This is a genomic window from Vibrio chanodichtyis (assembly GCF_028863985.1).
GTDB classification, from domain to species: domain Bacteria; phylum Pseudomonadota; class Gammaproteobacteria; order Enterobacterales; family Vibrionaceae; genus Vibrio; species Vibrio chanodichtyis.
Genome location: NZ_JARBFT010000002.1, coordinates 320,826 through 343,712 on the forward strand (window position 1 = coordinate 320,826; position 22,887 = coordinate 343,712).

The 22,887-nt window shown below is 44.0% G+C and carries 19 protein-coding genes and 1 pseudogene; 8 read left to right on the forward strand and 12 right to left on the reverse strand.

Annotated elements, in window-relative coordinates:
- Nucleotides 1-71: 71 nt before the first annotated feature.
- Both PUN32_RS03485 and yccS read right to left on the reverse strand, forming a co-directional pair.
- On the reverse strand, nt 72-314 hold the full coding sequence (locus PUN32_RS03485) for a hypothetical protein (RefSeq protein ID WP_274721830.1): 243 nt from the start codon (nt 312-314) through the stop codon (nt 72-74).
- A gap of 246 nt (nt 315-560) precedes the next feature.
- On the reverse strand, nt 561-2,729 hold the full coding sequence (gene yccS, locus PUN32_RS03490; protein ID WP_274721780.1) for a YccS family putative transporter: 2,169 nt from the start codon (nt 2,727-2,729) through the stop codon (nt 561-563).
- Between the two features lie 238 nt (nt 2,730-2,967).
- Here yccS and helD point away from each other — a divergent pair, with 238 nt between their 5' ends.
- A complete protein-coding gene (gene helD / locus PUN32_RS03495) occupies nt 2,968-5,031 on the forward strand; it encodes a DNA helicase IV (RefSeq protein ID WP_274721781.1) in 2,064 nt (687 codons plus the stop codon).
- A 57-nt stretch (nt 5,032-5,088) separates the two neighbouring features.
- Here helD and PUN32_RS03500 read toward each other — a convergent pair whose 3' ends face one another.
- The gene (locus PUN32_RS03500; RefSeq protein WP_274721782.1) at nt 5,089-5,445 is read right to left on the reverse strand and encodes a diacylglycerol kinase; all 357 of its coding nucleotides are present in this window, start codon (nt 5,443-5,445) and stop codon (nt 5,089-5,091) included.
- Nucleotides 5,446-5,530: 85 nt separating this feature from the next.
- Between PUN32_RS03500 and pncA the strand changes: the two genes are divergently transcribed.
- Nucleotides 5,531-6,151, forward strand: coding sequence for a bifunctional nicotinamidase/pyrazinamidase (gene pncA, locus PUN32_RS03505; protein WP_274721783.1), 621 nt, complete (start codon nt 5,531-5,533; stop codon nt 6,149-6,151).
- Between the two features lie 78 nt (nt 6,152-6,229).
- Here pncA and PUN32_RS03510 read toward each other — a convergent pair whose 3' ends face one another.
- From PUN32_RS03510 to PUN32_RS03525, 4 genes are all read right to left on the reverse strand, one after another.
- A complete protein-coding gene (locus PUN32_RS03510; protein WP_166015336.1) occupies nt 6,230-6,685 on the reverse strand; it encodes a methylglyoxal synthase in 456 nt (151 codons plus the stop codon).
- A 186-nt stretch (nt 6,686-6,871) separates the two neighbouring features.
- The gene (locus tag PUN32_RS03515; protein ID WP_274721784.1) at nt 6,872-8,020 is read right to left on the reverse strand and encodes an iron-containing alcohol dehydrogenase; all 1,149 of its coding nucleotides are present in this window, start codon (nt 8,018-8,020) and stop codon (nt 6,872-6,874) included.
- Nucleotides 8,021-8,096: 76 nt separating this feature from the next.
- Nucleotides 8,097-9,311, reverse strand: coding sequence for a glucose-1-phosphate adenylyltransferase (gene glgC, locus PUN32_RS03520; protein ID WP_274721785.1), 1,215 nt, complete (start codon nt 9,309-9,311; stop codon nt 8,097-8,099).
- Between the two features lie 199 nt (nt 9,312-9,510).
- A complete protein-coding gene (locus PUN32_RS03525; RefSeq protein ID WP_274721826.1) occupies nt 9,511-11,397 on the reverse strand; it encodes a sensor domain-containing diguanylate cyclase in 1,887 nt (628 codons plus the stop codon).
- A gap of 684 nt (nt 11,398-12,081) precedes the next feature.
- Between PUN32_RS03525 and PUN32_RS03530 the strand changes: the two genes are divergently transcribed.
- On the forward strand, nt 12,082-13,071 hold the full coding sequence (locus PUN32_RS03530; protein ID WP_274721786.1) for a CobW family GTP-binding protein: 990 nt from the start codon (nt 12,082-12,084) through the stop codon (nt 13,069-13,071).
- Between the two features lie 218 nt (nt 13,072-13,289).
- Here PUN32_RS03530 and ylqF read toward each other — a convergent pair whose 3' ends face one another.
- The gene (ylqF, locus tag PUN32_RS03535) at nt 13,290-14,234 is read right to left on the reverse strand and encodes a ribosome biogenesis GTPase YlqF (RefSeq protein WP_166015341.1); all 945 of its coding nucleotides are present in this window, start codon (nt 14,232-14,234) and stop codon (nt 13,290-13,292) included.
- 307 nt (nt 14,235-14,541) lie between these two features.
- A protein-coding gene (locus PUN32_RS03540) for an IS3 family transposase (RefSeq protein ID WP_406707949.1) occupies nt 14,542-16,058 on the reverse strand; the annotation gives its coding sequence in 2 pieces (ribosomal slippage) (nt 14,542-15,614 and nt 15,614-16,058; 1,518 coding nt in all).
- A 65-nt stretch (nt 16,059-16,123) separates the two neighbouring features.
- On the opposite strand from PUN32_RS03540, the pseudogene PUN32_RS03545 reads away from it, so the two are divergent.
- Together PUN32_RS03545 and PUN32_RS03550 are read left to right on the forward strand one after the other, a co-directional pair.
- Nucleotides 16,124-16,447: pseudogene (locus tag PUN32_RS03545) on the forward strand (GFA family protein); the annotation flags it as partial.
- 360 nt (nt 16,448-16,807) lie between these two features.
- Nucleotides 16,808-17,059 carry a hypothetical protein gene (locus PUN32_RS03550; protein ID WP_274721788.1) on the forward strand — a complete coding sequence of 84 codons (252 nt, stop codon included), beginning with the start codon at nt 16,808-16,810 and terminating at the stop codon, nt 17,057-17,059.
- Nucleotides 17,060-17,067: 8 nt separating this feature from the next.
- Here the strand turns inward: PUN32_RS03550 and PUN32_RS03555 are convergent, their stop codons facing one another.
- The gene (locus PUN32_RS03555) at nt 17,068-17,652 is read right to left on the reverse strand and encodes a hypothetical protein (RefSeq protein WP_274721789.1); all 585 of its coding nucleotides are present in this window, start codon (nt 17,650-17,652) and stop codon (nt 17,068-17,070) included.
- Between the two features lie 109 nt (nt 17,653-17,761).
- On the opposite strand from PUN32_RS03555, the gene PUN32_RS03560 reads away from it, so the two are divergent.
- From PUN32_RS03560 to PUN32_RS03570, 3 genes are all read left to right on the forward strand, one after another.
- Entirely contained in the window at nt 17,762-19,210 is a 1,449-nt protein-coding gene (locus tag PUN32_RS03560) for a hypothetical protein (protein WP_274721790.1), read from the forward strand.
- A 304-nt stretch (nt 19,211-19,514) separates the two neighbouring features.
- The gene (locus PUN32_RS03565; RefSeq protein ID WP_319946299.1) at nt 19,515-20,192 is read left to right on the forward strand and encodes an inovirus Gp2 family protein; all 678 of its coding nucleotides are present in this window, start codon (nt 19,515-19,517) and stop codon (nt 20,190-20,192) included.
- 115 nt (nt 20,193-20,307) lie between these two features.
- Nucleotides 20,308-20,745, forward strand: coding sequence for an RNase H family protein (locus PUN32_RS03570; RefSeq protein WP_055467093.1), 438 nt, complete (start codon nt 20,308-20,310; stop codon nt 20,743-20,745).
- Between the two features lie 60 nt (nt 20,746-20,805).
- Here PUN32_RS03570 and PUN32_RS03575 read toward each other — a convergent pair whose 3' ends face one another.
- Both PUN32_RS03575 and PUN32_RS03580 read right to left on the reverse strand, forming a co-directional pair.
- The gene (locus PUN32_RS03575; RefSeq protein ID WP_113620414.1) at nt 20,806-21,141 is read right to left on the reverse strand and encodes a hypothetical protein; all 336 of its coding nucleotides are present in this window, start codon (nt 21,139-21,141) and stop codon (nt 20,806-20,808) included.
- A gap of 299 nt (nt 21,142-21,440) precedes the next feature.
- Nucleotides 21,441-22,862 (reverse strand): GTPase, encoded by a 1,422-nt coding sequence (locus tag PUN32_RS03580; RefSeq protein WP_274721792.1) that lies wholly within the window; start codon nt 22,860-22,862, stop codon nt 21,441-21,443.
- Between the last annotated feature and the right edge of the window lie 25 nt (nt 22,863-22,887).

Below are 22,887 nucleotides of genomic sequence, written 5' to 3' on the forward strand. Positions count from 1 at the left end.
ATTTGACGGGTTCTGTAAGCTCACGCTAAATCACAACAAGTTTTAAATAAACCAACCTAGTTAAACCTAAGTTAAGCGAACAGATGGGCAATGGCTTCGCGCTCTTCTTCGGTGAGTAGCGAGGCTTGCGCCTGATGCAGTGAGCGATCAATATCGCCTTGTAGCGTACGCAGCTGCTGCGGGCTTAATTTGCTCAGTTGAGCTTTCCAATCGGAAAATTGTTGAGGGTTCATTTGGTGTTCCGCTATTAACCATAATGGGCTTGGATTAAAAAACGGTGCTTGATGAAGTTGTGCTCGACAATCGGTGCTCATCGCTTGGCTCCTTTGTGTCGCGTTAATCCTACAATAACCATAGTCAGAAATTAGCGCGGCGGTGCGACTATTTTGTCCAGAAAGTGTAAGCATTTTTACAAGAAATGGTTATCTCCATAATGAGAATATTCATCAATGAGTAAAGGTTGATACTTTTCGGTGAGTTAGGGTACTGAGTTGCGGTACCCATTACATGGCTTGATCACCAGCCGCCGAGTGAGCCGGCGGCTTTATGGTCAGCGGCCTTTATGCTTCGCTGGGGGTGACGACTTTCACAGCAAATTTATTGGCTAACGAATGCAGCTCTGGCAGCATGCGATAAATCAGATGTAGCTGTTGTAGCACCATGCGTGCCGAGCCTTCATCATCTTCGCGCCATTCGGTGAGGCGAGTTTCTAGTCCTGTATTATCAATGTGCTGAGCATGAGACTCTGCGCTGTGGTGGAACAGTTGCTGATAAAGCAGATCAAGATGCTGATGGATCACTCGATGTGCATCCAGTACCAATTGATGCACGCTCTCATCCTCGAGGCGAGTACGATGTGCGCCTAGGGCCGAAATATAACTGAGCAGTGCATGGTTAAGGGTTAAAAAGCGAAAACTGTCACCGGCAGCCGCTTGATAGCGGCCTGGCTCTGCCAACATATTGGTGACTGCAGCGGAGAGCGCCGCATCTTGATTATGGGCCTGCTGGCGCGCCACTCGATAACTTAAACTGTCTTTTTTACCGATACGATACTGGCCAATGATCTGGGCTAAATACTGTTTATTCGCTTCTATGGCATCGGCCATGACTTTGTGCAAACGCTTGGATTGCCAGTCGGGCAAGATCCACACTACCGCAGCCACCGCTAACGCACAGCCGACCAAAGTATCGGCCAAGCGTGGTAATACTACCGCGTAGCCTTCGCCTAATTGATTGAAACAAAACAGCACTAATAAGGTAATAAAACCGGTCGCGTAGCCGTAATTATTCAAGCGAAATGCGAAAAACATCACTCCAGAGAGCACAATAAACAACAGTTGGCTTTCTTGGGAGGGAAAGAAAGTTAACAGCGGTACGCCGAGCAATAATCCGGCCAGAGTGCCAATGATTCGCGCGGTCAATTTTTGTTTGGTGGCGGCGTAGTTGGGTTGACACACAAACAGGGTGGTTAGCAAAATCCAGTAACCGCGTTCAATCCCTAAACCTTGAATCAACCCGTAGCCGGCAGTGAGCGCCAGCGACATACGTAATGCATGACGAAACAGCAGCGAATCAGGAGTAAGATTGGCGCGTAGCCGTTGCCACATGCTGCCTAAAGTATGGGCTTCGGTATCGTTCAATTCGCCCTCTTCTGGTTTTGCGACATCCGGATTACTGACGTTATTGAGCAGCTTTTCTACGGTGGCAAGATTATTCAACAGGTAGCCGAGCTGACCGAGTAGACTTTTCCAATCGCGTCTATCTTGCTGACGTAAATAATTGAGCGATAGTTGCAACTCATCCAACGCTATAATCGATCCTGCCTGATGCTGGTAACTGTGCCCTAAACGGATCGATTGCGCGATATCACGACAGGCTTTGGCCTGGGTTTCCAATAAATGTTTAAAGCGAAACAGAATATCTGAGCGACCAAAATGATCCGCTAACTCTTGGTAGCGGTAGTGAGTTGAACTGACTCGCTCGTGAATGTCTTGCGCTAAAAAATAAATGTTTAAGAAGCGGTCGCTCGCGCTATCCACGTGACCCCGTTTCGATCGAGTCAGAAAGATGGCATTGCACTGATTGAGCGCATTTACCGTGGCAGCATTCAAATTGGCCTCAAGTATCCGATAGGGCTGAGGCACCAGATCCGAAACTGGGTGGAACAGTGAGGATTTGGCTTCTAAGTAATTGGCCAGTTGTAGAAAAACGTTGGCGAGGTTTTGTTGCACCGGTTGCATCGGCCAACATGCATGCCACAGCATTGACATGAAGTAGTACCAAGCACTGCCGCTTAGCAGCAGCAAAGGTTGCAGCCAAATCGTGGTACTTTGGTGCGCACCAAGCATGGTGTAGATCGCAAGCAGTAACGAAGCAAATGCAATACTGGCATAGCGTGAGCCGAGCGCGCCGAGCATGATAAAGCCAAAAGTAGACGTAAATAGACCGATGGCAAACAGCCACGGGGTCTTAAACAAAATTTCAATTGAAAAGGCGGCGATCGCAAAACAGATCAAAGTTAGCGTGATGGATTTCAAGCGCCCCGTAAAACGGTCATCGCGCTCGGCCAGCGCCGCTGCAATCACGCCTAAAATCAACGGGGTGATCCAAGTGTTGAGCTGGTAATACCAAGCCGGGATCACTACACCGAGCAGCGTCAGCAACATCAAAATACTGTAGTTAACCGTTTTATTGGCCCAATACAGGCGTAGTTGGTTGATTTTTGGCACGGTGCTACACATCAGTCAGGGTTGAAAACGGCCAGTTTAGCAGATTGAAGTCATCACATGCTGATCAAAACAAATAAATATTGACCTTTCACTACTGATTGTCTTGATTGGAGATTATTTCTCAGGGTCTGCCTGGTTCAGAATATTGACATTATCTTTTTATTGGCTCGAGGGATTGGGGTATGATTGGCGACAATTTTGTTAGTGGGTTTCTACCTTTGTTAGTAGGTTTCTACCAATGCAGCTAAATGCCAATAAGACTGCACAGTTTTTTATCGCCAACGAATACTATCAAGTGGCGCTTGAGCACGAGTGGCTGGTGTTGACTTCGCTCAGTAGCGAGGAGCGGATCCCTTTTTCGGTCTGGAATGGACAAGTGCAGATCCGACGAGGTTTATGTTGGGGCAGTTTGCAGTTTTTCGCCGATCCGGAATCGGGTGTACAACGCAGTTGGTTGGTGCAAGGTTTACCTTGGCCACAATGCCGCGCATTTGCTCAGCAGTTGGTGGCGCATTATCAGGTTTGGCACCAGCGGCAGTGTGAACAGCTCAATCTGTATGTGCCTCGTTGGCAGCAGGAATTATCACGTCTGACTCGCTTGCCTTGTTTTTTAGCACACTCTGCGATTGAAGCTTGGGTGGCGCAGGTGTATGCCGATTTAACCCACATCAAGATGACGCTGCATGAGGCGCAAAAGCGTTTGCCTAGCGTGTTTGAACCTTTGTTGCCTTGGTTGTTAGATACCTCGGCGAGATTATCGGAGCGTAACCAAACTTGGTTAGAGCGAGAACGCCTCAACTGGACGGTGCTCTTTTCACAGTGCGAATCTTCACCGCTCAATCTATCGCAGCAGTACGCGGTACTACTTAATGATGATCATAATTTGGTGTTGGCTGGGGCGGGCTCTGGCAAAACCAGTGTGTTAACCGCACGAGTCGCTTATTTACTGCAAAGTCACCTTGCTAAGCCAGAACAGATTTTAATGGTCGCTTTTGCGCGTGATGCGGCACAGCAGATGGCTGAGCGGCTGACCAATAAAATAGGTTTAGAGGCTGAACGCTTGCAAGTGAATACGTTCCATCAGTTGGGGCTACGTATTTTGAATCGAGTGGAAGGCAAAACGGTGGTGATGTCGCCGTTGGCAAGCGACAGTAAGCTTAAACAAGCGTGGTGCATTGATTGGTTAAAGCGTCACTGGTTGACGCCAAGCAATTTTAAACGTTGGCAAAAGCATTTGGCGAGTTGGCCGATTGCTTATTTGGCAGGAGATGATGAACTCGGTAGCCACGTAGAAAACCCCAAACTGATCGCATGGCTGGAAAAACAGCTCGATCAATTAGCACAACTGGGGTTAAGCAAAAAAGAGCTACAGCAACGTTTGGTTGAGAGTGACGATTTTCCACGTTTAAACAGTGAGCTAGCCTTGTGTTGGCCTTGCTACCAAGCATGGCAACAGATGCTCAATGAACAAAATCAGATTGATTTTAATATCATGATCAATCGTGCCACTGAGTATGTTGAGCAAGGTAAATTTCATTCACCGTGGAAATTTATCATGGTTGATGAGTACCAAGATATTTCGCCGTCACGTTTACGTTTGTTGCAAGCGTTGTGTGAACAGAATCAAGGCCAGTGCAATTTGTTTGCGGTGGGGGACGATTGGCAGTCAATCTACCAATTTGCTGGGTCAGATGTGGATTTGACCACCGGTTTTGCTGCCCGTTTTGCTCACTCTACGGTGCATTTTCTTGATACCACTTATCGATTTAATGATCAGATTGGTGCGGTAGCCAATCAGTTCATTCAGCATAACCCGAACCAATTACCGAAAACACTCAATAGCTTTAAAACGCAAAAATCCAAAGCGGTGGTACTGGCAGCGAGCAATTCGGTGGAAAAAATCCTCGATGATCTTAACCGGGCAGCCAAACAGCCTAAAAGCGTGCTGTTATTGGGGCGTAATCACTACCATCAGCCTGAACTTTTACCCGATTGGCAACAGCGGTATCGTTCTCTCAGTCTAGAGTTTATGACCTGCCATGGCAGCAAAGGTAAAGAGGCCGATTATGTGATTATTCTGGCGGTCGATGAAGGGCAATTTCCGGCACGGGTTAAAGCCTTACATCTGGATAGAGCGTTAACCCAAGGGAATGATGATTTCCCGTATGCTGAAGAGCGCCGGCTCTTTTATGTGGCGCTAACTCGTGCCAAGCAGAAGGTATGGGTCACCTACAGCGGTCATGGTTCTTGCTTTGTGCAAGAGTTGCTCAATGACGACTATCCGGTTATTAAACAAAAATAGACGGCAGAGAATGCAAGGCTTGCCTGTACAAACCTTGATTGGGTCATCAATGATGAGTTAGCACAAAATCCATGCCCAAGTGAACACGGCAAAACACAAGGCAATAAATACCGCGGCGGAGCCGATATCTTTGGCGCGACCGCTCAATTGATGGTGTTCGGTACTGATCCGATCCACTACGGCTTCAAGCGCGGAATTGAATAACTCAGCGATGAGAATCAGCACTAAGCAACCCACCAGTAAGAGTTGTTCAATTTTCGTCACCGGTAGGAAGAAAGTTACAATAGTGAGTGGTAGGGCTAATATCACTTCTTGGCGAAATGCGGCTTCATTTTTCCAAGCGGCGATCAAACCTTTTATCGAGTAGCCGGTGGCGTAAAAAATACGGCTTAAGCCAGTACGAGAGTGTTTCATGCGATGAACTCGCTGAGTCAGTGAACAAGAGCGCTCGATTATATACGTTTAATTTGCTTAACGGCAGTTGCATAGGAATAACATCATGAACAGAGCACTGTTATTAGTTGATATTCAAAATGATTTTTCTCCAAGCGGTGCGCTACCTGTGCCGGATGGTGATGCGGTGTTGTCGGTGGTCAATCGATTGATCCCCACGTTTAGCCACGTGATTGCTACCAAAGATTGGCATCCTGTCGCGCACGCCAGTTTTGCCTCAGTGCAGGGGAAAATGCCTGGCGAAGTGTTGGAACTTAATGGCACGTTACAAGTGATGTGGCCAGATCACTGTGTGCAACAGACTCATGGCGCAGAATTTATTGCGGGTTTGGAGAGTCAGCGGATCACGCACACGGTGCTGAAAGGTACTCATCCTGATGTGGATAGTTATAGCGGATTTTTTGATAACCAACGTCAGCACGCTACCGGACTTGCCGATTACTTGCACCAGCATGGGATTACCGAGTTGTATATTGCGGGGTTAGCGACAGACTATTGTGTCAAATTTACCGCGCTGGATGCGAGATCACTCGGTTTTAACACCTGGGTGATCCAAGATGGATGTCGTGGGGTGGAGCTCAAACCGGGTGATTGTGCTGCGGCATGGCAAGCGATGAAAAGCGCAGGCTGCCAGCTGATCAGCTCCCAACAGCTATTGGTGAGCTAACGGTGGGCCAGTGAAGTGATCAAAAAAGGCTATCTTGCGTGATAGCCAGATAAGTGGAGAGCAAACCCGTGATTTAGGTTAAGTACGCTCGGCAAGATAAGCTGGGTAGTCAGGGATCTCAATCTCGACTTGCTGCTCCATTAAAGAGGAAGAAAACAGGAATTTAGCACTGGCGCGATTGGCGGCCACGGGAATATTCCACACGCTGGCGATACGCAGTAGAGCTTTGACATCAGGATCATGCGGTACGGCATTAAGTGGATCCCAAAAGAAAATCAACACATCAATTTTCCCTTCAGAAATTAATGCGCCAAGCTGTTGATCGCCGCCCATCGGGCCGCTGATCATACTTTTGATGGCTAGCCCAGTCTCTTTACTGAGCATATGACCGGTGGTACCCGTGGCATACAGAAAATGACGTTGCAGTTTTTCTTTATTTTCTTGAACCCAACGCAGTAGTTCACCTTTGCAGTTATCGTGAGCCACAAGAGCAACGTGCTTATGCGCTGCCATCGTGCGGGTGGTTTTTTTCATTACCGGATTTCCTAGTGTTTTTGGATTAAGGCTTGATAACCAAAAATTGATGTTTATTCAACTACTTTTATTGAAAACGCCGCTAGTATTTGAGGGCGATACGGTTTTATGTCTCGGCTGTGAATACGATCATTTTGTTGAGCGGCTGCTGAAAATTACGCAAAGCAGCCGCAAGTTAAGCAATAGTTAATACAAGGCTTGTTCGAGTATTGCGCGTGATTGTTGCAAGGTGATGGTGCCTTGTTCACCGAGTTTTAGCATGCCGTGTGCCGTCAGTTGCTCGATCACCGCTGCAACGGCGGCACTTTTTTCCATGCCATGATCACCAAATTGAGTGGCAACGCCGAGTTGGTGGTAAAACTTTTCAATCGCCGCAATGGTTTGTTGGGCAAGATCATCGGTTGGTGGTAACCCAAACACATTTTTGCCCATCTGTTCGAGTTTAGCGGTTTTGTGTTCCAATTGATTACGTAGCAACCAAGGCTGGATCACGGCCAGTGAGCGTGCGTGATCTAGATGCCACAGAGCGGTGAGTTCATGACCAATCATATGGGTTGCCCAATCTTGTGCTACTCCCGTTCCAATCAAACCATTTAAGGCTTGGTTGGCGGTCCACATTAGATTGGCACGCCATGCATCATTATCTCGTTTGCTAAAATCTCCAGCTAAAATCAACAAGTTTCTTAGCAGTACTTCGGCGTACCCTTCTTGTACCATCGCTTGACTTGGTAGGGTTAAATATTGCTCGCATACATGAACCCAAGCATCAACCAAACCATTGACCAGCTGGCGTTCCGGTAAGCTTTTCATCACATCAGGATCCAGTATCGCGAAGCGAGGTTGAACCGCAGGAGATAAAAATGCCAATTTATCTTGGGTTTCTGCTTTGGTGATCACCGCGCCGGTATTGGATTCAGAGCCTGTGGCTGGCAAAGTCAAAATCGCTCCAATCGGAGTCGCTTGTTGCACTATGTGGTGTCCGGTCAAAATATCCCATCCGTCACCAGCATAAAATGCTGCCGCAGCGACGTATTTCGAGCCATCAATCACTGAGCCGCCACCTACCGCCAAAATAAAATTGACCGACTGCTGTTTGACTATCTGGACGGCTTTATCCAAAGTTTCTTTGGTTGGATTAGGCTCAACCCCAGCAAATTCGACCCACTGATGTTCACTTAAAGCGGCGACCACTTGGTCATACACGCCGTTACGTTTGATGGAACCTCCACCATACAACACTAATACTTTGCTTTCTTTCGGGATCTCTTGACCAATTTGGGCAATTTGGCCTTGTCCAAAATGAATTTTGGTTGGGTTGACATAACTGAAATGCATTTTACTCACCTCGCTGTTTTGCTATCACTATACTCTGCCTAACTTGAAGCTGCAGCAATCTTGGTGACGTTTACTCTTAAAATTGGTAGCTTTCCGGCACCACAACCACACCTTGTTCAGAAATACGGAACCGCTTGGCATCTTGATCGGGATTGACCCCAATTTCAGTATAGGGAGGGATGATGACATGCTTGTCGACGATACAGTGCTTCAGCTTACAACCTTCGCCCACTTCGACATCGTCAAATAAAATGCTATCAATGATTTGCGCTGCATCATTAATCCGTACATTGGATGAGATGATTGAGTGTTGCACCGAACCTCCAGAATTAATCACACCATTGGCGATAATCGAGTTAATAAACACGCCTTCGTTACCCGTGGCCGAGGAGACTGTTCTGGCGGGTGGGAGCTGTTGTTCATAAGTACGGATCGCCCAGTTTTTTTGGTATAAATTCATTGGTGGCACGGGTTGGAGCAAGTCCATATTGGCATCATAAAATGAATCTATCGTACCCACGTCGCGCCAATAACAATCTCGAGCGACACGTCCTTTATCGGAGCAGAACGAATAGGCAAATACGTTACTGGTTTCAATTAATTTTGGGATGAGATCTTTGCCAAAGTCATGGCTCGATTGCTCAAGCTCAGCATCTTCGCTTAAGGCTTTTTTCAACACATCGATATTGAAAATATAGATCCCCATCGAAGCTAAACTAGAATCTGGTTTATTGGGCAGGCTAGGTGGGTCGCTAGGTTTTTCGACAAAGCTGGTGATAAGGGATTGTTGATTGATCGTCATTATCCCAAATGCAGAGGCTTGATGACGAGGTACTTCCATGCATGCAATGGTGAGGGCGGCACGGTTGGCAATATGCTCCTCCAGCATCGCGGCATAGTCCATTCGGTAAATATGATCACCTGATAACACCACCACATATTTGGCATCGCTGCGTGCGAGCAGCCACATATTATGAAATAACGCATCGGCGGTACCTTCATACCATTTGCCGCCTTTACGCATTTGTGGAGGAACCACGGTAATGAATTCGCCTAATTCAGGATTGAAAATAGACCAACCATTGCGTAGGTGTTTATGCAGTGAATGGGATTTATATTGAGTCAGCACCAAAATGCGGCGTAATCCCGAATGCAGGCAATTGGTTAAGGTGAAATCAATGATCCGATATTTTCCGCCGAAAGGTACCGCAGGTTTGGCGCGATCATCAGTGAGTGGGGAAAGGCGTGAACCGATGCCGCCCGCCAAAATCACCGCTAAAGTGTCCTGCATAGAGTATCTCCCTGAAATAGATTGATGGCAAAGTGGGGTATTGGCTTGGCACAAAATGTGATCTAAGGCGCTTTTTAAGCGTAGTACAAGATAGGCAAGTGAGAGGTGTGGTGAGCGGTACAACAATAGGGTGAGTGCTTGAACCCGCTTGAGCTGCGAGGTGGATCTTAGTTATATGGTAACTGGGTCGCGCGTTACATTACGCTAAGTGATCCATTTCGGCTTCGGTTAACACCGATATTTGATTACGCCCAGAAGCTTTTGACTCATACAACGCAAGATCAGCACGTTGGTAGGATTTTTCTGGTTTTTTACACAGCGTGGTGATCCCAGCACTGATGGTGACTGGCTGATGGTGTACGGTGGCAATGTAATGACGGATCCGGTTAAGCACCCGTTCGGCTTCCTCTAATGATGTGTAAGGGAAAATAATCGCAAATTCTTCACCACCAGTTCGGGCAATAAAATCCGATTCCCGTAGCTGATCTTGGATCTCTTTAGCCACCGTTCGTAATACATGGTCGCCTTCGGTATGCCCAAATTTATCGTTAATCCGTTTAAAGTGGTCAATATCCACAATCGCTAGACAACTTTGTGCCATCTTCGGGTAACGGCGGATTTTGGCACATTCTAGCTCGATGGTTTGATCAAATTTACGACGATTCCATAAGTCGGTTAATGCATCTTTTTCACTCAATTCACGCAGGCGATGTTCTAACTCTTTATGGCGTGAAATATCCACGAAAGAAGCTACATAAAATTGAATTATATTACTGTCATCGCGTATGCTTTGGATGCGTAGAATTTCGGTATTATTTGTGCCATCTTTGCGTTTATTGATGATTTCACCTTCCCACACCCCTTTGCTTTGTAGCGCTTTCCACATCTGCATATAAAACTCAGTTTTATGCAATCCAGAGGTAAAGATAGAGGGTTGTTTGCCTTGTACATCCTCAAATGAGTAGCCTCTTAAACGAGTAAACTCATTATTGACTTTGATGATTCGATTATTACGGTCTGTGATCATCACCGCCGACATGCCATCCATCGCCGCTCGTGCCAGCTTACTATCAAGGCTATTTTTTTGATGGTTGATATTCCACGCAACAAATCCTGCCGCAATGACTGCTAGCAGAGAGAAGACGGTGATGGCTTGTCGGATTAATGACCAGCGTGCATCGGCATAAGTTTGCTTAATTTCTTGTTGATTGACTCTGAGCACCAATACCAAGGGTTTAGTGTCAGGGAGTAGAGAATTGAGCGCAACATTTAGGTAGCTAAACCAAGTTTTATTTGAGAGTGCAAACCCTTGTGGTTCGGTCTGGATGGTTTGCCATAAACCAGGGTGCTGAGTTGCAAAATTGTGGTAGGCCAGCGGTTGGCTTGAAGGGGGCAAAGCACGCTCGCTTAGTAATAAATTACCGGCAAGATTGAAGACATCCGGTGAGTCAAATTGATCATAAATAAAAGAAAGTCTTTGATAGAGAGACTGGAGTTTTACCGTGACGATCAGAAAACCACTGGCTTGATTTTTGGCCTCAACTCGAGTGACAAAGCGGAAAGTGGGTAGTGCACCCGAAGGGTCTTCAGGGTTTATTGCTAGTCCACTGACCCAAACATGTTGATTTGGTTGCTGACGGTAGTGATTGAGCACTTGTTGATTAAAAGTACCGGAGGTTTGCGCTGATTCAACAAATTTGACGTGATTGCCGTCATAGATTGCGCGTAGCTGTTCTTTGCCTTGTAAATCCAGTAACTGGAATGATGAGAAAATATTTTGAGAGCGGAGAGTGAGATTCCATAAAGTTTTTAATTGCTGGAGATTTGTCCGATTCAAGGTCTGATTGGCGGCTACTAAGGTGTCACTTTTACCTAGTTCTTGTGTTAACTGATGAGATTTTTGCAACATCTGCAGTAGGTCGTGTCGGCTAAACTCAAGTTGTAAGCGAGTTTGCTTTTCGACGCTGCTCACTGCTTGGGTTTCAAGCTCGCTGACTTGATGCATGAAATACAGCGAAGGTATGAACGCCAGTACAAACGCAACAATCAAGAATTGAGTTAAATAGTTTCGGGCAAAAATGTACACAGCGCTGGTTTTTAATGATAAAACTCGCATTATACCTTGTTATCAATGAGACTTCGTTTCCAAAATGTAACTTCGTGTGTTTGATCACGCTTTGCTGTGCAATGCTGCTAAATTTGCAGTGAGTGGGTTATAGTAAGTTTGTTTATTGAATTGATGCATAAGTAAAAATTGGTTGCTTGGTTCACTAAGCCAAGATGTGTAAGGATGCTGGCTGAATGAGCATTTGACCCGATTGCAGTGTTGCGATCATAAGACTGCCGAATTGATCTATGCATCTAATTGATTTGATAAGTTATTCTAATAAAAATAAGATTTATAGCAAAATATGAATAACTGATATGGCATATCTAATATTATGTGCCATAGTTAAAGCGTAAGGTTAGTGAGAACATTTCAGATGGAGGACATGGAGCCTTACAGACAATTTGGACGGAATCAAAACAACATATCACTACCTCGGCTAAGAGACGCTTGCACACGAAGCCAAGCGAATTCGCAAAACTCACGTTTGAGTTTACGAGGAAAAAGGCGCGCTTTTCAGTGCGCCTTTTGCATTCAGTTTACCTTTACATCTGCTTATCAGCCATTGTGTTGAGCCCGCTACGCTGCCGTTTGTCCAGATCATAAATTTCACACTGCTTCTGGTTAGGCTTTTGGATATACTGCCGCCAACAAAGGAGCTGCATGATGAATCGAGTACCAACCAATATTATTACCGGTTTTTTAGGCGTTGGAAAAACCACCGCGATTTTGCACTTGTTAGCCACAAAACCTGCCGATCAAAAGTGGGCGGTACTGGTCAATGAGTTTGGTGAAATTGGCATTGATGGGGCAATAATGAGTGAGCAGGGGGCAATGATTAAACAAGTGCCTGGTGGCTGTTTATGTTGTACCGCGGGGGTGCCTATGTCAGTAGGCATAAATGCATTGCTGCGTCAAAAACCGGATCGTTTAATTATTGAACCTACTGGGCTTGGTCATCCTAAGCAGGTGGTTGCCACATTAATTTCAGCCCAGTACCAAGATTATATCGATTTAAAAGCGACCATTGCTTTGCTTGATCCTCGTCATTTGAGTATGGATAAATACCTCAGCAACCAAAATTTTAATGATCAATTGGCCAGTGCCGATATCATTTTGGGTAATAAGGTAGATTTGTGTTGTAGCCACGATATTGAGGTGTTTAATGATTGGGTGACGGAGCAGCAGCCAGCCAAAGCATTCAGTCAGTTGATCCGCCAAGCGCAATTTCCGATGGAATTACTGGATATGCCGCGTTTAAGTGGTCATGCTTCAAGCCACATTGATGCCCATCACCACCACCATGCCACGGCAGAGCCGCAATTTCAGCTTGCGCCCCAGCAAGCTTTTGTACGCAAAGAGAATCGAGGTCAGGGCTATTTCAGTTGTGGCTGGCTGTTTGGCGCTGAATACCAGTTCAACTTTGATCTGCTGTTCCAATTATTCAATGACTTAACCGCTGAACGAGTGAAAGGCGTATTGAATACCGATCGTGGCTGTTATGCCTTTAATGTGGCCAATCGCGTGGTTTCAGTGACTGAAATGAGCTTAGAGGGATTTGAATCGCGTTTAGAAGTGATTGACTCACAATCAATGCCGTGGGATGAGTTAGAAAGCATACTGCTTCGCTTGGCGGGTATTGCGCAAACCTAATATCCCCTTCCAACTTGAAGTTGCAGCGGTGTTGGCGACGTTCGTTCATCCCAATCACATAGTTTGTCTATGTTCATGGGGACTCACTCACTTGCCGTCTACCTGCAACTCCAAGTTGTTTAGGTATAGGTTACTTTGCGCTAAAAAATCAGTGTAGAAACAAGCATAACAGGTGAGTTTAAACTCGCCTTTTATGTGCTTACTATCAAGCTCGACGGTTAACGTTTATTACGCAGATAACGTTTACGACGTTCTTCTTTATTTTTAGCTTTTTCTTCCGCTTTACGTGCTTCATCGAGCTCAACTTGTTTGAGTTCCTCGGTGATCATCTCTGGCCGTTCTAAGGTAATTTGCCCTAAGACTCCTTGACGTAACTCGTGCAATAAAATTTCAGAAGCTTTATGCAAATCAACTCGTGCCCCTGCGCGTAGCGCGCCACGTTTACGGCCAATCTCTTCCATCAATTCAACATCAGTTTCTGGCAGCTCTTCTAGCTGATAACGTTCTTGCAGTTTTGCTGGGTAGTGTTTCGCCAAATATTCTACGGTGTAGAAGGCGACTTCATCATATTCCATCGCCGTATCTTTCACTGCGCCAGTGGCGGCCAAACGAAAGCCACTGTGTGGGTTTTCTACTTTTGGCCATAAAATTCCCGGCGTATCGGAAAGCACAATCCCATTTTGCAGATTGATCCGCTGCTGGCGACGCGTTACCGCCGGTTGGTTACCAGTTTGAGCAATAGCACGGCCAGCTAAGGTATTAATAATGGTCGATTTTCCTACATTAGGAATCCCCATAATCATAGTGCGAATATTTTTGCCAATCTCTTCGCGCTGTGGTGCAAGCTTGCGGCATAAATCGAGGATCTTATGCACTTCTTGTGGATTGGCGGTGGTGATCGCCATGGCTTTTACCCCTTGCTCCTGCTCAAGATGGGCAATCCACAGTTCAGTTAACTCAGGATCGGCTAAATCACGTTTATTCAGCACCTTAACACAAGGTTTTTCGCCCCGCAGATGTGAGATCAACGGATTTTCGCTACTGAACGGAATCCGTGCATCTAGCACTTCGATAATCACATCGACTTGTGGAATCGCCTCTTCAATTTCCTTACGAGCCTTGTGCATATGGCCAGGAAACCACTGGATTTTGTTATTAACCATTTGAAAATTATACCTTAATGTTTTTCTAAATTTTTTTGGGGTACAAAATGGGGTACATAAAAATTTAGATTGTCGTGGTTAATTAGAATAACGGTTATTGTACTTGAGATTAGTTATTGTATCCATCTAACTCATTTGAGGAGGTTGGGATGTAATTTGCCAGAGATCCCATACATTTTTGCACTGATGCGGTACTGATTTCCTAGGTACCTTTTAGTTAGATAAACTAGCTAAAAAAGAGGTGTCCATGAGCCATAAACGTTACCCCCGGCGTTTTTCAAGGTAGTTGTCATCATTCGCTTAGTTATTAAGCGGCTTTTCTTTCTGGATTTAGATGAACCTCACCAACGGATTCACAGTTCCTAATCTTGCCTGACCAACGCTCTGGGTGTCGCTCTCTTGCTACCGACAACACATCAGAACGACGTCTTAAAATCTCGCTATCTTTACCACTGTGACGCTCTGATGGCGTAACGTAATTTAACTTACTGTGCTTGTGCTCGGTGTTGTACCAACGCACGAACGCCTCAACCCAGCTGCGACTTGCATCGAGTTGTTCAAAGCCTTTTATTGGCCAACTAGGCATGTACTTCACTGTGCGGAACAGCGACTCAACATACGGATTATCATCACTGACTCTCGGGCGACTGTATGATGAGGTGATGCCTAGCTCATCCATTTTCGCTCGGAACGTCAATGACTTCATTGGCGCACCATTGTCTGAGTGAAGTACCAGCGGCTGATTAAAGCATTGCTCGCGCATCAGCGTCCGCTGCAATAACTGTGACGCTAACTCACCGCATTCACATTCGTAGACATCATAGCCAACGATTTTTCGGCTATAGATATCTTCAATCACGTAGAGGTAATAGTGCTGACCGCGAACCCTAGATGGCAAGTACGTAATGTCCCATGTGTACACTTGATTGGGACCTGTTGCTGTATAACTTGTTGGCTTAGCCTGCCTTTGTCGACTTCGCTGACGACCTCGGGTATGAAGCTGACCTTCTGCTTTCAAAACCCGATAGTAGCTCGACTCTGAAGCAATATACTCACCGTTATCAAGCAACGTCGGGACAATTTGAGTTGGTGGTAAACTTGCGTATTCAGGGCGGTTGCACACCTCAATAATCGCATTGCGCTCTTGCGGTGATAGCTTGTTAGCAGGCACAGGTCTAACGCAGGTCGGTCTTTTGTCTGTCCGTATTTCACCTCGCTGATACCAGCGTCGATACGTTCTCAAGTCGATTTGAACTTCATTGCAGGCGTACTCTAGACGGCAGCCACTTCGCTTGGCATCGTGGATAAGAGTGAGCAAGTATTGCCTTTCATCGGTTGAGGTTAATCTTCCTCTGGCTCTTCCCCGTAAAAGGCTCTCAGCTTTTTTCGAAGAACCAATAGCGCCGCTGTTTCCGCTAACGCTTTTTCTTTAAAGCGTAACTCTTTTTTCAGCTCTTTAATTTCAAGTTTGTCAGTTTTAGCTTGTTTCTTGGCTTCAGCCTCACGCTCTTGCATACACTCACTTCGCCAACCTTGCACTTGTTCAGGGAACAAGCCTTTCTCGCGACAATACTGACTGAGTTCATTCTCCGTCATCGAGTAAGTTTCAGCGACAATGGCGAGTTTAGTTTGAGCAGACCACTGCTCTGATGAAGTATGACTATTTGGCACAGCGGCTCCTGAACGTCTAAGTTGCTGCCGCCAATGATACAGGGTGGCTGTGCTAATACCTTCCTCTTTTGCTACTTGGCTTACAGACATTGAATAAGGAGGCAGTAGCTTCTTCAATATGGCTTCTTTTCTTTCTGTTGGAATGCGATTCAAAACTCACTCATTACCACCCAAACTGGTTAAATTTTAACAGTGACAACTATCCTGCCAGAGGGGGCCACTGTGGAAATGTAAGTTTAGAGTTGAGTGTATTTCCTCAAGAAATTGGCGAATGCAACTGTTCTATTTGCCGTCGTTATGCTGCGGCTTGGGCATACTTTGTTCCCGAGCAAGTTCAAATCAACGTGAATGAGAAAACCACTTTCTACTATTGGGGAAATAAAGAAGTAGAATTTCATCGTTGCAACTCGTGCGGCTGTTTAACTCACTACGTGACAACGGAGAAATGTTCCGAAGATATCTTGGCGGTAAATATGAGAATGGCTGAAAATGAAGTGCTTTCGAGTATCCCTGTCCGTAAGATAAATGGTGCATCGTACTAATTCACCTAACAAAGCGTTTAAGACGGATTCACAACGCTTGGCATTCTCAGTTTGAATCGGCTTTAGTGTTTACGGCACAATGGGTTAGATGGCATTGCACCACTCACCCCTTAACGTTAAATACGTATCACATTTATAAATAATAAGGTTCAATATGAGAGATGTTACACTTCCTAAGTTAACCTTTACTAAATGGTATTATTGGCTGGATCGGGCAAATATAGAAAATATCAGCTTTCCAGCTATCTACGCTTTAGCCATAACTTCAGAAGATCTTACAGGAAAAGAAGTGAATCTTGAAAAGGTAGTATACATCGGAATGTCAAATTCGAAGTCCGGTATACGAGGAGACTGAATCAATTGAACCGTTCAATAAATGGAGGTTCAGGTCACAGTGGAGGTAACACAATTAGAAGTCAGCTTGGTTGGTATGATAAATGGCGGGATGGCTTGGATTTATACGTTGCTATTTGTCCGGTCATTTGCGATGTAAAAAAAAGAACGGTATCTGACTTAAAGCTAATGGGAGCCGTGGCCTATATGGAATACGAGGCTTTTTCTCTATTTAAAGAGAAAAACCCAAAAATAGGCAAACCAAAATTTAATAAATAAGCAGTAGATTATCTGTCTTCTCTGTTCTTTTCTTCTAGCTTAATTTTCAATTGTTCGTTTTCTTCCTCAAGCTTTTCTAGCCTATATATCAATTCATTATGGTCAAAAAAAGCATTTAAGTATTCTTGATTTTTTCTATACCTATAGTTGTCTTCCATAGGATTTAATGAGTCTTTTAAAAGTTTTTGCATTCGTTTTAACTCAGTAGCCTTGAGCAAAAGAGTGTTTACAATTTCATTTTTTGATTTTTTAAACGTCTTAGATAAAGAGGACAATGATTTCTGAGCATCATTGCTTAGTGACAACGTTACATTTTTTTCTTTTTTTGAATAGCTGGACCAGGCGCTTCTTATTAGATTTATTCTATGTTTATCTTCGTCATCAATAGTTCTCTTCGCTGACCACGATTGTATAAATTGTTCACAAAATTCTTGATCACTAAGCTGCCCAATATCCCTAATTCCTAACGGTCGACTTCTTACAAATTCGTTAATCCAAGAATGCTTTATGGCATATCCTCTTAACCATTTTGTCATTTTACTATTTTTAGGATTTAACCATTTTATCCTATTGTATATTGACTTTTCATTCATTTTGTGATCCTTTTTTTACTTTTTGTTCTTATTAAAACTATAACTGGTTTAAAACTTGTTTTAAAGGTAATATTGAGATGTTTTCCTATTTAAAAATAGGGTATATATGATGAAAAATGGAAGTTGGTTATTGAGAGAACTTGAAGGTTTGAGGAGTTTTTCTCCTGAAGCTAGGTACTTGTTGATCGTTTTTTATTTTGATTTATTGAGGAAGAACAATAACGCTATCGATGTAAGGATCGCTCGTTTGACCCAAAGGTTTGGTGTTACTCCAAAGGTTATAGCAGAGGTCCTTGCTCACTTAGAAGCATGTAAAGCAGGCGTCGTCCATCGTGATAGCAATGGAAATAAAACATTTCATTTTCATCCAGAAACGATGTCTAAGTTACGAAGAGAGCTTTTAAAGTCTTCTGTTAGTCGAGTAGGTTATCTTTTTTCTAGTGCTATTAGAGAGCATGTAGATGCTATTGAAGCATTGCATGGAGTAAAGCTAAGAAACTCCAATTTGCTTCTTATAGCCATTTTTCTAATGCATTCTGATCACCTCGGATATGTTCAAGGGCTTAGTGACCATCAAATCCAGAAGCTAATGGGAGGGATTGCCAGCAGTCGATTAAAGTCTCAGATTGATACCTTAAGTAGAGTTGGTTTCTTAAAAGTGATTGGCAAAGGGGGGGTCAACACCGTTTATTTTGGTAAATTCACCAAAAGATACATGATTAAGCCCTATTTTCCACATGAGGGGCTGTCTACACAAAAAAATCATAATGAAATTAAAAAAAACGTCTCGATTGCTACATATGACATTCCACACGCTTTTGTGATTTTTAAACCATCTCTGAGTATCAGTTTTTCTCCTGAGTTTGAATTTGATTTTCCAATTAAGTTAGCCCACTTTTTGCAGTCGATTCGTGTTCCAAATGCACAGTCAAAAAAAATTGCTGACTTAGATTTGTCTATGTTGGATCTTTCCGCATTTCAACATCCGGAGTCATCTGCTTTAGCGATAGTTTCAATAGTAGAAGAGCTTACATCATTCATGTTAGTAAAGCACTGGTCTATACTAGCTCAAGTAAATTATTCAGATTTAAGTATGAATGAAATTTCCTCTTTACAGGAAAAAATATTAGCTGACGGATATGTCAAAAACTTGATTGAAACGAACAGATTATTTACTGACAAGTACAGGAACGAGAAAGGTGAAGATTTTTTAAAATGTGAGGGTGAAACTCTATCTAGACTTATGATTTTAATCTCTATAAATCTATCCGTTCATTTGATCGGTTTATTGTGTAAGCAGAAAAGTTTCTCTGAGGAATTGCATAATTTAAGAGTCATTATATATAACGTTAAGCCGTATCAATTAACTAGTCCTCCAAGGCTGCCATCCTGTGATGTCTCAGTCTGTTTTTCATGTAATAATGAAGCCTATAATTTTGATATCATAGCAAGCTGTTCGGAAAAGAACGCTTCTGAATGTGATGGTTATAATATTACAAATAATATTCCTAATTCAGTTGATTACGGCATTACATTGTCTTCTCAATGTTTAGATTAAAAATCATTATTGTAATTTAATTTGAAAGTTTCTGTTTTTACTTTTTTGTCTTTGTTGGGTCGATTTTGGTTGTTTTATTTATTGTTCATTATATATTCATCATGTTTTGTTTTGGTTTTTATTTTGATTTCTTATTTTGAGTTTTTCTAGATGTCTGTCTGGTTAGTATTAATAATAAATATAATATCTAAAACTCATATATCGCATTGTGTGATTGTATTATTGAATTTAGGTTAATCTAGAGTATTTATTATAAATAACGGCATGAGGCTATCTATGAACCAACTAATGGGAGTAGATAGAAATGAATGTACGATCTAGAAAAAATAAGAACCTAAAAATGACAACCAAAAGTACTTTTTTAGGTAGGCCGATTCAAACAACACATGGCCCTCTGTGTATTGATTATTTAGAGAAAATACACGATACCATTGAACGGGCACTGGATGATTATCCACGCCTTATGGCTTTACGTGTGGATCTAAAATTCCCCCAAATGCGAGAGCGAGAAGATTTGGGTTATTTAATGACGGACTTTATTCGTTCATTACAGTCGCAGATCGATCATTCGGGTCGAAAAAAGAAAAGAGAAGGGAGGAGAGTGCATCCTTGTAAGGTGCGAAGTATTTGGGTGAAGGAGCGCTCAACATCGATCAATGACCATTACCACCTGGTTCTGCTTTTTAATAAGGACAGATTCAACTGGTTGGGAAAGACGCTATCCCATCCAGAGAATTTAGTTGGATTTATCGTCGAGGCCTGGGCTAGAGTCGTTGGTGTTGATTATGACGAGGCTAACGGACTGGTGTATTTCTCTAAGGACAAGAGGAAAGATAGCGTTGTGATCCATCGTTTAGATCGTCATTCGGAGAACTTTGACGATGCATTTGATGACCTGTTCAAGCATGTTAGTTATTTGGCAAAAGAAGATACCAAACACTTTGGTAACCGTAAGCGAAATTTTGGTTACTCGCTACGGTAACTAGTTCTATCAAATATTCCAGTTCAAATATTCAGTACCTTCTTTTTTTACCTCAGGTTCTTATCTGTTGAAGAGGAGCAATAACGTGACTCATTAAGTTAAGAAGGTACATGCTATGACTCAATCACATTACACGCTTTATATTGGTGTTTCGGTCAATAAAGATAAAACTCAAGGAGCAGTCGGAGTGGCTATTTACGATGAGGAACATCAATTAGCTGATAGTTTCGCTGTGCTGGTGGATCGTAACATTGATAGTACGGAGCTAGAGCTTACTGCTATCGTCGAGTGTTTACGTTACGCATTTAATGACGATGTCATTTACAGCACTAGCGACTTCTGTGTGCGTGGCTATAACGAATGGCTAGATGATTGGAAGAAAAGAGGGTGGCGTAAATCAGATAAGAAGCCAGTGGCCTACCGTCAGCTTTGGCAGTTGGTGGACGAAGAGCGTAGCGAAAAGTTCGTTGATGTGCGCAAACAGCGTTCGTCTCCAGAATTAGATTTAGCCTATAGATTGGCAAAAGAGGAACTAGAAGAAGAAGCTCGTTAACTTTAAAAATTGAAGAGATAGGCCAACCAGCCTTATCGGTGAGCCTATCTCTCGATGGTGTTACTTTTTGTAGTTCACTTCCAGTTTGTCGGCCAAGGGATACTTGGCAATTTCATAATCAGGGTTCAAGGTTGCCAATTTGTGTGCAGCGATTGAGGCGGCTGAAGCCAGTCCAAAAATGGCCGCAGGACCTGATGCTAATGCGGCTACCATAGTCGCGGAGCGCCCAGCGGTATACACACGACATTTCAGTCCCTGACGTTCTATAAGATCTTCAATTTTCTTCACGGTTTGAGAGAAGTTTTTCACGTTGGTGAGCGTGAATGATTCTCGACGAGAGATGTGCTCTTTCAGAGCGGCTTCGTCAAGGTGGTGTAATACATTGCCTTTACTCATAATTTGTCCTTAGCGCTCTCGTCTGAAAGCATGATAGTGGGTTGACGTTAGAATACGAACGAGTGAGACATGGACTGTCTCACTGAAATTGGTTAATGTGCTTTTGTGAACTAGCTCAGATTTTAGAGTGCAGAGCCGATTTTTTATGGCTAAATTAGCAGGGATAAGAGTGGTTTTTTTGTAAATGGGTTTTTTGTTAAGTTGTTGTTATTTAATGATTTTGTTGTGACCGAAGAACGACCTAAGCGCTTTGTTTGAATAAGGGGGATTGGTTCCCCCATCTGTTGACTGTATTCGAGTTACTCTCTGTGCTCGGGGCTAAAGGTGGCGAAGTTTTGGGCATCTTTACCTTGGGTTTCGAGCTGTGCTTTAAGCCAGTTAAATACTTCCAGAGTGCCAACCGGACCATCTGTATGGATACGGTCATCGGGGTCAAACGCGGTTTCTATCAATGTCACGCCTGCCAATCTTTGTTTGGCTGTTTCACGCAATTTTTCCAAATCTCGTGGGCGCACCATATCGACCTTGTTTAGACAAACGACAATCGGTTTGTCCAAACGGGTAAGCTTATTTAAGATTTGTACATCAATATCAGAAACGCCTCTGGCAAGGTCTATGACCATGACAAAGATATCGACGTTGTGCAGATGTTCGTGAGTCAGGCTGTTGACCGACGGGTTAATATCATTAAAACCCGGAAAGTTGATTAAGTTAATTGCGTAATCTTCATCGAGTGGATAGAGCTCAGCTTCACTCGTTGCCCCTGCAATCGGGTCGACATTTTGTGTATCTAACCCAAACACGGCATTAAAGAAAGCATCTTTCCCTACCGAACCATCACCGACTACGCCAATATTAATTCTGTTCAGGACAAGTTGTCTTAACGCGGCGATGTGAACAACAGCAGGAATCGTTTTGCGGTAAGCGGGACCTGCGAGAGCCGTAGCAGCCCAGAGCCCACTAGCCGTCCATCCCACAGGACCTAAGAATGACGACACGGCTCTGGCTATGATTGGGCTTGCAGCAAAAGGAAGTCCTTTACCAATAATAGCCTTGCTAATCCAATGTGCGACAATGATGGAATATTTATAGACGGCAAATCCCCCGTATTTCTTTAAAAGCAGTTGAATGAGTAGCATGCTGGATGCACCAACAGGGATTTCTTGATAGTCGATACCTAGGCTGCGAAAGAGTGCATCCCTTTCACTTTGGCTTATCTGCTCAAAAGCATCGACAAATAGTTTTTCAATGATCCGCTTTTCGAGCTCTTCCGTGGAGTATTGTTCGTAGTTTGCGCCTTGAATGAGATCTACGGCTCCAGAAACAAAAGCGCCTGTGTTGGAAGTGATGCCCCCTATGGCATCGACAATAGAGTCGGCTGATTGACTGATAAACGATGAGTAATTAGGCGTGGCTTCTGCTTTGACTTTTTTAGCCACATCAAGCACCACTTCTCGATAACTGGCGACGTCGGTGTCCGTGTCTTTTCTCAGGGCTTCTTTGAGCTTGTTCTTTGCCATTCTTGTCGTGGTGGCAAGGGTGTTGCTGCCCGCTTTGCGTAGGTGCCAAGCAATACGCTGGGCATCTTGTCGTAAAGTGTCTGGTTTAAACTGACATTCGCTCTCGCTGAGTTTGAGGTATTCCAGAATAGGAAGCACTTCTTCAGGATTGTAAGCCAGAGCGCGTTGGAGTACGTCGACTTCACTGAGGGATTGCGGCATAGGGAGGCTCCGTGGTTTTGGCTAT

Bases quoted from the DNA above. Each gene is read 5' to 3' on its own strand.
- PUN32_RS03565 (WP_319946299.1), top strand. From the start codon at position 19,515: ATGAATGTACGATCTAGAAAAAATAAGAACCTAAAAATGACAACCAAA.
- PUN32_RS03510 (WP_166015336.1), bottom strand. From the start codon at position 6,685: ATGAAAAAAACCACCCGCACGATGGCAGCGCATAAGCACGTTGCTCTT.
- PUN32_RS03530 (WP_274721786.1), top strand. From the start codon at position 12,082: ATGATGAATCGAGTACCAACCAATATTATTACCGGTTTTTTAGGCGTT.
- PUN32_RS03500 (WP_274721782.1), bottom strand. From the start codon at position 5,445: ATGAAACACTCTCGTACTGGCTTAAGCCGTATTTTTTACGCCACCGGC.
- pncA (WP_274721783.1), top strand. From the start codon at position 5,531: ATGAACAGAGCACTGTTATTAGTTGATATTCAAAATGATTTTTCTCCA.
- helD (WP_274721781.1), top strand. From the start codon at position 2,968: ATGCAGCTAAATGCCAATAAGACTGCACAGTTTTTTATCGCCAACGAA.
- PUN32_RS03485 (WP_274721830.1), bottom strand. From the start codon at position 314: ATGAGCACCGATTGTCGAGCACAACTTCATCAAGCACCGTTTTTTAAT.
- glgC (WP_274721785.1), bottom strand. From the start codon at position 9,311: ATGCAGGACACTTTAGCGGTGATTTTGGCGGGCGGCATCGGTTCACGC.
- PUN32_RS03555 (WP_274721789.1), bottom strand. From the start codon at position 17,652: ATGAATGAAAAGTCAATATACAATAGGATAAAATGGTTAAATCCTAAA.
- PUN32_RS03515 (WP_274721784.1), bottom strand. From the start codon at position 8,020: ATGCATTTCAGTTATGTCAACCCAACCAAAATTCATTTTGGACAAGGC.
- PUN32_RS03575 (WP_113620414.1), bottom strand. From the start codon at position 21,141: ATGAGTAAAGGCAATGTATTACACCACCTTGACGAAGCCGCTCTGAAA.
- ylqF (WP_166015341.1), bottom strand. From the start codon at position 14,234: ATGGTTAATAACAAAATCCAGTGGTTTCCTGGCCATATGCACAAGGCT.
- PUN32_RS03570 (WP_055467093.1), top strand. From the start codon at position 20,308: ATGACTCAATCACATTACACGCTTTATATTGGTGTTTCGGTCAATAAA.
- PUN32_RS03580 (WP_274721792.1), bottom strand. From the start codon at position 22,862: ATGCCGCAATCCCTCAGTGAAGTCGACGTACTCCAACGCGCTCTGGCT.
- PUN32_RS03560 (WP_274721790.1), top strand. From the start codon at position 17,762: ATGAAAAATGGAAGTTGGTTATTGAGAGAACTTGAAGGTTTGAGGAGT.